This window comes from Acinetobacter sp. ACIN00229 (assembly GCF_016106645.1).
GTDB classification, from domain to species: domain Bacteria; phylum Pseudomonadota; class Gammaproteobacteria; order Pseudomonadales; family Moraxellaceae; genus Acinetobacter; species Acinetobacter oleivorans.
In genome coordinates this window covers 308,130-320,464 of the sequence record NZ_JADWOM010000002.1, presented here as the reverse complement: position 1 = coordinate 320,464, position 12,335 = coordinate 308,130, and the positions used below count along the sequence as shown (strand labels likewise).

General features: G+C 38.7%; 13 protein-coding genes. 12 read left to right on the top strand and 1 reads right to left on the bottom strand.

The genetic code is table 11. The features are described from left to right. Positions 1 to 180 precede the first annotated feature (180 nt). From pabC to I7H67_RS02890, 4 genes are all read left to right on the top strand, one after another. Positions 181 to 993 carry an aminodeoxychorismate lyase gene (gene pabC, locus I7H67_RS02905; protein WP_198307019.1) on the top strand — a complete coding sequence of 271 codons (813 nt, stop codon included), beginning with the start codon at positions 181 to 183 and terminating at the stop codon, positions 991 to 993. A 1-nt stretch (position 994) separates the two neighbouring features. After that, a complete protein-coding gene (gene mltG / locus I7H67_RS02900) occupies positions 995 to 2,065 on the top strand; it encodes an endolytic transglycosylase MltG (RefSeq protein ID WP_144732086.1) in 1,071 nt (356 codons plus the stop codon). A 9-nt stretch (positions 2,066 to 2,074) separates the two neighbouring features. After that, positions 2,075 to 2,674, top strand: coding sequence for a dTMP kinase (gene tmk / locus I7H67_RS02895; protein WP_198307018.1), 600 nt, complete (start codon positions 2,075 to 2,077; stop codon positions 2,672 to 2,674). A gap of 137 nt (positions 2,675 to 2,811) precedes the next feature. After that, the gene (locus tag I7H67_RS02890) at positions 2,812 to 3,228 is read left to right on the top strand and encodes a PaaI family thioesterase (RefSeq protein ID WP_151988372.1); all 417 of its coding nucleotides are present in this window, start codon (positions 2,812 to 2,814) and stop codon (positions 3,226 to 3,228) included. Positions 3,229 to 3,285: 57 nt separating this feature from the next. Here I7H67_RS02890 and nadB read toward each other — a convergent pair whose 3' ends face one another. Then, positions 3,286 to 4,929, bottom strand: coding sequence for an L-aspartate oxidase (nadB, locus tag I7H67_RS02885; protein WP_013197095.1), 1,644 nt, complete (start codon positions 4,927 to 4,929; stop codon positions 3,286 to 3,288). A gap of 230 nt (positions 4,930 to 5,159) precedes the next feature. Between nadB and I7H67_RS02880 the strand changes: the two genes are divergently transcribed. From I7H67_RS02880 to I7H67_RS02845, 8 genes are all read left to right on the top strand, one after another. Then, positions 5,160 to 6,536 (top strand): Do family serine endopeptidase, encoded by a 1,377-nt coding sequence (locus I7H67_RS02880; protein WP_005307484.1) that lies wholly within the window; start codon positions 5,160 to 5,162, stop codon positions 6,534 to 6,536. Between the two features lie 124 nt (positions 6,537 to 6,660). Continuing rightward, positions 6,661 to 7,113 (top strand): acyl-CoA thioesterase, encoded by a 453-nt coding sequence (locus I7H67_RS02875; protein ID WP_004790729.1) that lies wholly within the window; start codon positions 6,661 to 6,663, stop codon positions 7,111 to 7,113. Between the two features lie 174 nt (positions 7,114 to 7,287). After that, positions 7,288 to 9,105, top strand: a complete 1,818-nt coding sequence (gene lepA / locus I7H67_RS02870; RefSeq protein ID WP_005307480.1) for a translation elongation factor 4 — start codon at positions 7,288 to 7,290, stop codon at positions 9,103 to 9,105. Positions 9,106 to 9,180: 75 nt separating this feature from the next. Beyond that, positions 9,181 to 10,008 (top strand): signal peptidase I, encoded by an 828-nt coding sequence (gene lepB / locus I7H67_RS02865; protein WP_004790734.1) that lies wholly within the window; start codon positions 9,181 to 9,183, stop codon positions 10,006 to 10,008. A gap of 24 nt (positions 10,009 to 10,032) precedes the next feature. Next, positions 10,033 to 10,407 (top strand): DUF4845 domain-containing protein, encoded by a 375-nt coding sequence (locus I7H67_RS02860; protein WP_005307477.1) that lies wholly within the window; start codon positions 10,033 to 10,035, stop codon positions 10,405 to 10,407. Beyond that, complete coding sequence (gene rnc, locus I7H67_RS02855; protein WP_004790741.1) at positions 10,379 to 11,071, top strand: ribonuclease III; 693 nt, start codon at positions 10,379 to 10,381, stop codon at positions 11,069 to 11,071. Before I7H67_RS02860 ends, rnc begins: the two co-directional genes overlap by 29 nt. Positions 11,072 to 11,082: 11 nt before the next feature. After that, positions 11,083 to 12,105, top strand: a complete 1,023-nt coding sequence (gene era, locus I7H67_RS02850; protein WP_081399272.1) for a GTPase Era — start codon at positions 11,083 to 11,085, stop codon at positions 12,103 to 12,105. A 17-nt stretch (positions 12,106 to 12,122) separates the two neighbouring features. Continuing rightward, positions 12,123 to 12,326 (top strand): NF038104 family lipoprotein, encoded by a 204-nt coding sequence (locus I7H67_RS02845; protein ID WP_198307017.1) that lies wholly within the window; start codon positions 12,123 to 12,125, stop codon positions 12,324 to 12,326. Positions 12,327 to 12,335 lie beyond the last annotated feature (9 nt).

Below are 12,335 nucleotides of genomic sequence, written 5' to 3'. Positions count from 1 at the left end.
ACTAATTTAATATGAAAAAAATAGAAATAGTAAAAATAGATAAGTTATTCTTAAATCTTGATATAGAACAAGTTTCAAAAGTAGATACGAAATCGGTATAATTTTTTAAAATCAGTCATTTAATATTTAAATGAAAGGTGTTGTATTGTCGGGTCGTTTTAAGCATAGGATGGGTTAAACATGTGGTGTTTTAAAAATGGGCAACCTGTTGAAACCATTCCTTTACTGGATCGAGCATTTCATTATGGAGATGGATGCTTTACCACAATTCGTGTTTTTCAAAATCAGATTGAGCTTAAAGAAAGACATTGGGAGCGACTAAAACTTGCATGTCAAAAACTGTCTTTAACTGCGGATTTTGAATTAGTAGAACAAAGTTTGCAGCAACTACAAAATCAGCATCTTGTGCTCAATGGCACTTTAAAAATTGTGATTAGTCGTGGGATAGGTGACCGTGGTTATAGTTTGCCAAAGCATAATGCTGATATTTATATCTGGTTTTATCCGAAAGCTTTAGAGCCATTTCAGCCAGACTTTATTCAGTGTGGTGTTTTAAATCAGGCCTTAGGTTTAACCATGCCAAGCTTGGTCGGGCTTAAATCTTTAAACCGTCTTGAACAAGTATTGCTAAAAAAAGAAGCAGATCAATTAGGGTGGGCTGAAGCATTAGTTACTGATGTACAAGGTTGTATTGTTGAAGGGGTCAGCAGTAATTGTTTTATTCGCTTAAATGATAGATGGATTACTCCGGAACTTCGCTATAATGGCGTCCACGGTGTAATGCGGGCAGAAGTTCTGGCGCGTATGCAGCACCATGGTATTGCCTGTGAAGTACTTGTAATTGAGTTAGATGAAGTATCTGAAATACAAAGTCTATTCTTTTGTAATGCTTTAAACCCTATGCGAGTAGTTTCTCATTTAGGTGAGAAAACGCTAGAAACACAGGCATGCATAGATTTATTTCATATCCTTAACTTAAATCAGATTCATTAATATGCCGAAGCCACCTGTGAATGCGAAAGCAAAAAACGCCAAGAAAAATAACAAAAAACAAGCTCCAAAATTTTCTAAGCGATTGGTTCTAATTGGCCTGTTTATTGTCTTAATTTCTACTTTTGCCATTTTATGGTCGAGTCTATTTAAAGCTTATCCTATTGAAGGCAAAAAACAGATGTTATCTATTACATCTGGTGAAACCTATTCTGGTTTTATTGATCGTTTGGCGAAAGAAGGCAAAATTAGCTTTCCTGTGGTATTGAAGCTTTATCAGAAGTTTATGATTCATGACAGCATGAAAGCTGGTGTGTATGAAATTGAACAGGGAATGAGTGTAAGAGAAGTATTAGAGATGTTATCTGATGCAGATAATGCTCAGATGAACCGTGTCTTGGTCATTGAAGGTACAACTTTTAAACAGCTTATTACTGCACTCAAAAATGATAAAAACGTAAAAAATACAATATTAGATTTACCAGATGATCAGCTGATGAAGGTGCTTGGGATTCCTTATGGACATCCAGAAGGCTTGTTCGCACCTAATACTTATTTCTTTGCCAAAGGTGAAACAGATAAGAAAATTCTTACCGATTTATACCACCGTCAAATGAAAGCTCTAGATGCAGCTTGGGCAAATCGTGCACCGAATTTACCTTATAAAGATAAATATGAAGCATTAATTATGGCTTCTATTGTTGAGAAAGAAACAAGTTTAGACAGTGAACTTACACAAGTTTCAGGAGTTTTTGTTCGCCGTTTAAAAATTGGTATGCGTTTACAAACGGATCCAACTGTTATTTACGGTATGGGTAATAACTATAAAGGCAATATTACCCGAGAAGACCTCCGTACCCCAACAGCATATAATACTTATACTATTAATGGTTTACCGCCAACGCCAATTGCTTTGCCAAGCCAAAAAGCAATTGAAGCTGCATTGCATCCAGATGATTCAAATAACATCTATTTTGTAGCGACTGGCAATGGTGGGCATAAATTTACGGCAAGCTTGCAAGCGCATAATCAAGCGGTGCAAGAGTACTTATCCGTGTTGAGATCGAAGAAATAAGGAAAAGAGATGTTTGTTAGCTTTGAAGGCACGGAAGGGGTAGGTAAAACTACACTTATTCGAAAAATTCATCAGTATTTTGAAGAGCAAGGTAAACAAGTTGTTTTAACACGTGAACCGGGTGGTACGCCGTTAGCAGAACAAATACGTTCAATGCTTTTGGCGGTGAATCATGATGAAAATATGAGCCATGATACCGAGTTATTACTCATTTATGCGGCACGTGCTCAACACTTACAACAAGTTATTTTGCCGGCTCTAGAGTCTAATAAAATTGTTTTAAGTGATCGTTTTACCGATGCAAGCTTTGCTTATCAATGTTCTGGTCGTGGTTTAAGCCAAGATAAATTACAGCTTTTAAATCAGAACTTTGTTTCACGCATGCCAGAAGTAACGTTCTGGTTAGACGCACCGATTGAACTCGGGATGAACCGTGCACGTGAACGTGGAGCTTTAGATCGTTTTGAACAAGAAAAGTTAAGTTTCTTTACTAAGGTTCGTGAAGGCTATGAAACCTTATGGAAAGCTGAACCAGAACGTATTAAGCGAATAGATGCAACCCAAAGTCCTGATCAGGTGTTCGAACAGGCATTGCAATATTTGGGATAAGCAATTGGATGAGCCACTCTTATAGACTATGAGAGTGGTGAAAAATGACGTTAATTCTGATTTAAAACGTCATAGAAAATATCTGCTATTTTCTTATGCTATCTTACATATGATTTATAGATTAAAGAATAACAAGGATGAAAAGCTCAAAAGAAGAAATCGTGGCATTTCTTGAAAAGGAATTTCCACCAAGTCTTGAACATTGCACGATTGAATCAGTCACGCCTAAAGCTGCTGTCGTTTATTATCATGTCGATCAAAGACATCAGCGCCCCGGTGGTACCATATCTGGTCCAACCATGATGACTTTGGCTGATTTTGCTTTATATATTGCAATATTAGGTGAAATCGGAATTATCGGTTTAGCTGTAACGACCAACTTTAATATTAATTTTCTAAGAAAACCCGCAGGTGATCAAGACCTACGCAGTGAGTGTAAGCTCATGAAAGTCGGAAAGAGCTTGGTAGTGGGAGAGGTCTGGATTTATTCAGTAGGGCTAGAAGATCCCGTTGCACATGTGACCGCGACTTATTCAATTCCACCTAAATCATAAATATCAAAGCAAATAAAAAAGCACAGTCTGAACTGTGCTTTTTTGTAGAAAAACAGCTTAAATATCAGTATTAACCAATGGCTGTTCTACTGCAAAATTTGGCGGTGTTAGAACTGTTTTACGAATTTCACTCGAAGTTTCTGGATAATCAAGCGTGTAATGTAGACCACGTGATTCTTTACGTTGCATAGCACAGCGCACAATCATCTCAGATACTAAAACAAGGTTACGCAGCTCAATTAGGTTTTTGCTAACACGGTAGTCTTGATAATATTCAGTGATTTCACGCTTTAACATTTCAATACGGTGTAAAGCACGTTCTAAACGTTTTGTGGTTCTTACAATACCAACGTAATTCCACATGGTCGAACGTAACTCATCCCAGTTTTGTAAAATCACCACATCTTCATCAGGGTTGGTTACTTGTGAGTCATCCCAAGTTGGTACTTCAGGTAATTTGAAGTTTTCATCAAATTTATTTTCGATATCTTTTGCTGCACTCATGCCGTAAACGAAGCACTCAAGTAATGAGTTACTTGCCATACGGTTTGCACCATGTAAGCCCGTATAAGACGTTTCACCAATCGCATATAGACCTTCAATATCCGTCTGGCTATTTGAGTCAACCACAACACCACCACAGGTATAGTGAGCTGCTGGTACCACGGGAATCATGTCTTTGGTAATGTCGATACCTAACTCAAGCAATCGTGCATAAAGTGTAGGGAAGTGCTCTTTGATAAACTCTGGTGATTTATGTGTAATGTCCAACCACACATGACGAATACCGAGGCGTTTAATTTCATGGTCAATGGTACGTGCCACAATATCGCGAGGAGCCAGTTCTGCACGATCGTCAAAACGTAGCATAAAACGCTCGCCATCAGGTAAGCGCAAATAAGCACCTTCACCGCGCATGGCTTCAGTAATTAAAAATGAGCGAGCTTGAGGGTGATACAGACAAGTTGGGTGGAATTGGTTAAATTCCATATTGGCTACACGGCAACCTGCACGGAAGGCCATTGCAATACCATCACCTGTAGCAATATCTGGATTAGATGTGTACAGATAAGCTTTCATCGCACCGCCGCAAGCAAGTGCGGTAAATGGTGCAAGGAAAGTATGAACTTTTTCTGTATTTTCATCTAAGGCATACAAACCAATAGCGCGATTTGCTTGATCTGTATGACCTAATTTATGCGATGTAATTAAATCAATCGCAATGTAATTTTCAAAAATAGTAATATTTTTACGTTCTTTGGCACGTTCAACCAAGGTGGTTGAAATGGCTTTACCTGTTGCATCAGCAGAATGGATAATGCGTCGCTGTGAATGGCCACCTTCGCGTGTTAAATGAAGTTGTTCATCTTCATCTAAAGTAAATTGCACACCTTGCTTTAAAAGAAAATCAACAGAAGGACGACCGCCTTCTACGGTATGTTGTACCGCATCCATTTCACATAAATGAGCACCTGCAATCATAGTGTCATTAATGTGCTGTTGAATAGAGTCAGTCTCATCAAGAACAGCAGCAACACCACCTTGAGCATAGAAGGTACTTGCTTCGGTTAAAGCAGCTTTGGCTAAAACTGCAATATTAAAATGATTTGGTAACGATAAAGCCAGACTTAAACCAGCACCGCCGCTGCCCACAATAATCACGTCAAAGTGGTGAATTGTCTGTAAATTAGGCATGTCCATTCGCAACAATCTAAAACGTCCGCTAATGACACCCCTTTTTATCTAAAAAGGCAAGAGCTTAAGCGCTCTAACTCAGAGAAAAATTGCAATTGGCTTAAAAAGTTGCAATGCGTAAAATAATGAATGTAAGGATGCCTTACAAATAAACATATTGTTACGCACAACCCCAAAGCGTTGTGATACAACATTTTTATTCTTATTCTCGTAGACCAATTGTGGGTGAGCACCGAATGAAAACTCGCTATTTACAACAAGGAATGTATGCAGCGGTATTTACAGTTGCTGCTGTTCAGGCAAATGCTGCTGTTGATTTTTCAAACCTCGTTGAACAAGTTAGTCCAGCAGTGGTGAGTGTAAACGTCGTAAAAAAAATGACTCAGGATGAACTATTGCAGCAGCAAGTCCCTGAAATTTTGAAACGTTTCTTTGGAAATCAGGTCATCATTCCACAGCAACAGGGTCCACAAGAAAAAACTGCATACGGTAGTGCATTTTTTATTAGTAAAGATGGTTACCTACTCACCAACCACCATGTGATTGAAAATGCCTCACGCATTAGTATTACTTTAAATGACCGCCGTGAAATTGATGCAACTGTGGTTGGGAGTGATGAGCGTACAGACGTTGCATTGTTAAAGGTGACTGGAAATAGCTATCCAGCTTTACGCGTAGGAAATGTTGACCGTTTGCGAGTGGGAGAGCCAGTTTTAGCAATTGGTTCGCCTTTCGGTTTTGACTACTCTGCGTCGGCAGGTATTGTGAGTGCTAAATCACGAAATATGAGTGGTGAAACTTCGGTACCATTTATTCAAACTGACGTTGCGCTAAACCCAGGTAACTCTGGTGGTCCACTATTTAACCAAAATGGTGAAGTAGTCGGGGTAAACTCTCGAATATTTAGTGGTACTGGCGGCTATATGGGCTTGTCTTTCTCTATCCCGATTGACGTAGCGATGGATGTAGCCGAACAGCTTAAAACTAAAGGTAAGGTAACACGCTCTTATCTTGGTGTGATGATGCAAGACATTGACCGCAACCTTGCTGATGCTTACAAGTTACCAAAACCTGAAGGTGCTTTAATTACTCAAATTTCTCCGAACTCACCTGCACAAAAAGCAGGCTTGCGAGCTGGTGACGTGATTTTGAAATATAACGGTAATCCGGTATCGCGCACGAGTGAATTACTCTATGCATTAAACAAAGTACAGCCGAATCAAACTGTCCAGTTTGAAGTATTACGTGATGACAAAACCCGTAATATTTCAGCAACTTTAACGACTGCTCCAGATGAAACGCCTGCCACAGGTGCACAAAGTACTGTATCTAAAGGACCAGTTTTAGGAATGAGCATTCGTGATTTAGCTGAGCCAGAAAAAAGTGCTTTGAGTGTAAAAGGTGGTATCTATGTACAAGATGTTCGCCGTGGTGGCCTAGCATCATTGTCAAATATCATTCCGGGTGATGTGATTGTTCAAGTCAACAATAACCAGATTTTAAATAGTCAGGATTTTGCAAAAGTCGTTTCTAACTTGCAAAAAAATACGGTAGCGCGTGTTGCAATTATTCGTCAGGGACAACGCGCAATGCTTGGTTTACGTATCCAGTAAACTTAAAAAAGAAACAATGAACCACCCTAAACATGGGTGGTTTTTTGTTATTTATCTTGAGCGTATAGTGATATCTACCTACACTTATTTCAGTTTGAAATTTAATAAATAAGAGTGAACATTTGTGAGTAGTATTTTTGATTTACATATTCAGGTGCAGCCACATCATATTGATGCCTTAGGACATGTGAATAATGTGATGTATGTACAGTGGATGCAAGATGTAGCTGCTGCTCATGTTGAGACCTTAGGAGTCGGGGTAACTAAATATCTTGAACTAAAACATGCAATGGTCGCGGTTGAACATCATGTGCAATATCGTAAAGCTGCATTTGAAGGCGAACAAATTGTATTACGCACATGGTTAGATGATATCAATGCTCTTTATTCGTTCCGCCAATATGTATTTTTCCGTCCATCAGATCAGGCCGTATTATTTGTTGGAAATACTAAATGGGCATGTATTGAAATTGCTACAGGACGTCCAAAACGAATGTCACCAACTTTTACCCATGCATATAAGCCGCTTGATTCAAGCATAAACCCTTATGATTTTACTATTTCGTATGCTCAATAACCTGAAGTAGTGGGCTCACTTTGATTGTCATTTTTAAAACATAAGTACAAAGCTCATGATTATTTTGGATACTTTAAAATATCCATCTGTTATAATCTCACGCAATTTATTTAACTGCTTTGGCTGTGTATTAAAACAAGCTACATAGCACTCTATATTTTCTCAAGGTAACCCATGGCGCAAGCTAAAAAATCCGTCGATATCAAAAATATACGAAATTTCTCGATTATTGCCCACATTGACCATGGTAAGTCTACATTGGCTGACCGTTTTATTCAGATGTGTGGTGGTCTACAAGATCGTGAAATGCAAGCTCAAGTCTTGGACTCAATGGAGCTTGAGCGCGAACGTGGGATTACCATTAAAGCCGCTTCAGTCACGCTATATTATACTCATCCTAATGGTCAAGAATATCAACTTAACTTTATTGATACTCCTGGACACGTAGACTTCTCTTATGAAGTTTCTCGTTCATTAGCTGCATGTGAAGGTGCACTATTGGTTGTAGATGCTGCACAAGGTGTAGAAGCACAATCAGTTGCAAACTGTTATACCGCGATTGAACAAGGTCTCGAAGTTCTTCCTATTTTAAATAAAATTGATTTACCGCAGGCTGAACCTGAACGTGTAATTCATGAAATTGAAGAAATTATCGGGATTGAAGCGACAGATGCACCAACCTGTTCAGCAAAAACTGGTTTAGGTGTTGAAGGTGTTTTAGAGCGTTTAGTCGATGTTATTCCAGCGCCTGAAGGCGATCGTGAAGCACCTTTACAAGCATTAATTATCGACTCATGGTTTGATAACTACCTAGGTGTAGTTTCTCTTGTACGTATTAAACAAGGTCGTATCCGTAAGGGCGACAAAATGTTGGTTAAATCGACAGGTCAAACTCATCCAGTAACTTCAGTGGGTGTATTTAATCCGAAGCATACTGAAACAGATATTCTTGAAGCTGGCGAAGTAGGTTTTGTAATTGCGGGTATTAAAGATATTTTTGGTGCACCAGTAGGTGACACGATTACTCTTACATCTACCCCGGATGTTGCGATTTTACCGGGTTTCAAAAAGGTTAAACCACAGGTTTATGCTGGTCTTTTCCCGATTGATGCGAGTGATTTTGAGCCATTCCGTGAAGCGCTACAAAAATTACAAATTAACGACTCAGCTTTATTCTTTGAACCAGAAAGCTCTGATGCATTGGGTTTTGGTTTCCGTTGTGGCTTCTTAGGGATGCTACACATGGAGATTGTACAAGAGCGTTTAGAGCGTGAGTACGATCTTGATCTCATCAGTTCTGCGCCTACCGTAATTTATGAAGCATTAACCAAGAAGGGCGAAACGATTTATATCGACAGTCCATCAAAAATGCCAGACGGATCGACTGTAGAAGATTTGCGTGAACCAATTGCTGAATGTCATATCCTTGTTCCTCAAGAATACTTAGGGAACGTAATGACCCTTTGTATTGAACGCCGTGGTGTACAAAAAGATATGAAATTCTTGGGTAACCAAGTTTCTATTACTTTTGAAATCCCGATGGCTGAAGTCGTTATGGATTTCTTTGACAGATTAAAGTCATGCTCTCGTGGCTTTGCATCGCTAGACTATAACTTTGTACGTTTTGAAAGTTCAGCTTTAGTTAAGGTTGATGTGTTAATTAATAGCGAAAAGGTTGATGCCTTGGCTATGATTTGTCACCGTAATGATGCACGCCATCGTGGTATTGCATTGGTTGAGAAAATGAAAGACTTGATTCCTCGCCAAATGTTCGATGTTGCTATTCAGGCAGCAATCGGTGCGCAAATTATTGCCCGTTCTACTGTAAAAGCGATGCGTAAAAACGTATTGGCAAAATGTTATGGTGGTGACGTTTCACGTAAGAAAAAACTACTTTCTAAACAAAAAGAAGGTAAGAAACGTATGAAACAAGTGGGAAGTGTTGAAATTCCACAAGAAGCGTTCTTGGCTGTATTGAAAGTAGAAAGATAAGAAATGAAGGTAGGGGAAGTAAGACATCACTTTTCCCTATTTTAAGACAAGCAGCTAGGCTGCGAGTGAGGTCGTGTGGATTTTGATTTTAATTTAATTCTTGTTCCAGTTACGCTGATTCTATTTGCAGTGTGGTTGTTAGATAAACTTGTATTCAAACAGCGTGCAAATAAAGGGCGCGGGAACGAAAATTTTGTTATTACATGGGCTTATGACTTTTGGCCAGTTTTAGCTGTAGTACTTGTACTTCGTTCATTCCTTTACGAACCATTTAATATCCCATCAGACTCTATGGTACCTACTTTAGAAACTGGTGATTTTATTCTGGTTAATAAATTTGATTATGGTGTGCGTTTACCTATCGTTAATAAGAAAATTATTGATGTGGGAGAACCAAAGCGTGGTGATGTGATTGTATTCCGTTATCCACCTCAACCTACCATTAGTTATATTAAACGTGTAATCGGTTTACCAGGCGATCATCTTGTTTATGATCATGGACAATTGATTATTAACGGACAAAAAGTACCGAAAGTATTAACACAGTTTAGCCGTGAAAAAGATGTATTAGATACACCAACGTCTATTTATCATAAAGAGACGATTGGTACGCACACCTTTACAATGCGTGAACTTGAAGGCGTAAATGTGGCGCGTCAAGCACCGTTTATCAACTATGTTGAAAATGGTAAATATGCAAACCAAGACGGTTTATATTGGGAAGTGACTGTTCCAAAAGGACATTACTTTGCAATGGGGGATAACCGTGATCAAAGTGCAGACAGTCGTTTCTGGGGCTTTGTTCCTGAAGAAAATTTAACAGGACGAGCATTCTATGTCTGGATGCATAAAGAACCGGGCTTACATCTTCCTAACTTTGGCCGAAATGGAAAAATAGATTAAAAACAACCATTAGGAAAAAAAGAAATGCGTAAGGCACAACAAGGTACTTCGTATTTAGCAATTTTATTTGGGGTGGTTATATTTGCGGTTGCAGTAAAAGCTGTACTTGCAGTTTGGCCAGCATATTGGGATGATCGATTGATTAATAATCAAATAGAAGAGCTTTTACAAGAAAGCTCTTCTGACATCACTCCACAGAAGTTTATGACACAAATGGATCAGCGACTGGAAATGAACAATATTCGTGATCTTCATTTTAAAGAGATTGCGCAAGTGTTTAATGAGTCTGGTCTAAAAGTCCAAAAGAAATATGAGGTAAGAAAACCCTTCTTATCAAATATTGATTTAGTTTTAACATTTGAGAAGAGTTTTGATAAAACATCAGTTCAAACTAAGTGATCCTCGCTTATTGAGTCGAATCGGATATCAATTCAAGCAGCTTGAATTGTTACAGTTAGCTTTGACTCATCGTTCGGTGAGTCATAAATACAATTACGAGCGCTTGGAGTTTTTAGGCGATTCATTATTAGGCATGATTATTGCCAATTATCTATATCATGCCTATCCAAATGAAAACGAAGGTCGCCTAACGCGTATGCGAGCGACTTTAGTACGTCAGGAAGCGTTAGGTAAGATTGCAACCGATTTGCAACTTAGTCGGTGTTTAATATTAAGTACGGGTGAATTGAAATCTGGTGGTCATCATCGTGAGTCAATATTGGCTGACACGGTAGAAGCCATTATTGGTGCAATTTATATTGATAGTGGTGATCTCAACTTACTTACAGATATTGTGCTAAAATGGTATGTACCGTATTTAGACCATATTGAGCCTACGGATCAACTTAAAGACCCTAAATCACGTTTACAAGAGTATCTACAAGCACGTAAAAAACCTCTCCCTGTTTACGAGGTTGTAGATATTCAGGGTGATGCACCTCACCAGCACTTTAAAGTTGAATGTTTGATAGATGGCTTATCAAAGATTCATGGTGAGGGTTCAAGTCGTCGTTTTGCCGAGCAGGCAGCAGCGGCGGAAATTTTAAAGTTATTGGAGCAATAACCTGCATGTCGATGCATTCTGATCAAATCAATCCAGATTCAAATGAGAACCAAGATCCTAATAATCTGATTGATCAATTTTTTAGTTCCAAAGGCGTAACAATTCCTTCGGATTTTAAGAGCGGATTTGTGGCGATTGTGGGACGTCCAAATGTGGGTAAATCTACCCTCATGAACCATTTGTTAGGTCAAAAGCTTTCTATTACTTCGCGTAAACCTCAAACAACACGTCATAAAATTATTGGTATTGATTCGCGTGAAAAAATGCAGGCGGTATATGTAGATACCCCAGGTATGCATAAAAAAGAAGTGCGCGCTATTAATAAAATGATGAATCGTGCAGCTCATTCTGCATTGCGCGACGTCAATTTGGTCTTATTTGTTATTGATGCTTATAAGTGGACGCAAAATGACGACTTAGTGCTTGAAAAACTCAAGAATGCTGAAATGCCAGTTATTTTGGTGATTAACAAAGCTGATACTTTTGAAGATAAAAGAGATATTCTGCCTTTGATTCAAGAGCGCGCTAAACTTATGAATTTTGCCGAGATCGTTCCTGTATCTGCATTACGCGGAGCAAATTTGGAACACTTGAGCGAAACGATTGAGAAGTATCTTCCTTACCAAGCGCCTTTGTATTCATTTGATCAGATTACTGACCGTTCTGAACGCTTTTTAGCTAGCGAAATTATTCGCGAAAAAATCATGCGTCAGTTAGGTGAAGAATTACCTTATGATTTAACAGTACAAATTGAATCTTTCAAAACGGAAGAAGAGACTGTTAATGAAAAAACTGGTCGTTTAAAGCCAGCCTGTACTTATATTGATGCAACGATTTTTGTAGATCGTGCAGGCCAAAAAGCGATTGTGATTGGTGAAAAAGGTGCCAAGCTTAAAACAATCGGTATGGATGCTCGTAAAGACATGGAAAAAATGTTTGAGCAAAAGATCATGCTTACTTTGTGGGTTAAAGTTAAAGGTGGCTGGTCTGATGATGAGCGTGCTTTAAAAAGCTTAGGGTATAGTGATATCTAAAGGATAAGGATGCTGGTATGAAAACAATTACATCATTGGTCGCTATAATTGGATGTACATTGATGTTACAAGGTTGTGTATACAAGCTTGTAACCGTACCAGTAGGTATCGCCTATAAAACTACAAAAGGTGTTGTTAAAGGTACAGCGGCGGTTGTAGGGGCGGTAATTCCTGGCGGTGATGATGAGGATGACAAAAAAGAAAAAGAATCTGAGGAATAGTTTCTTTTT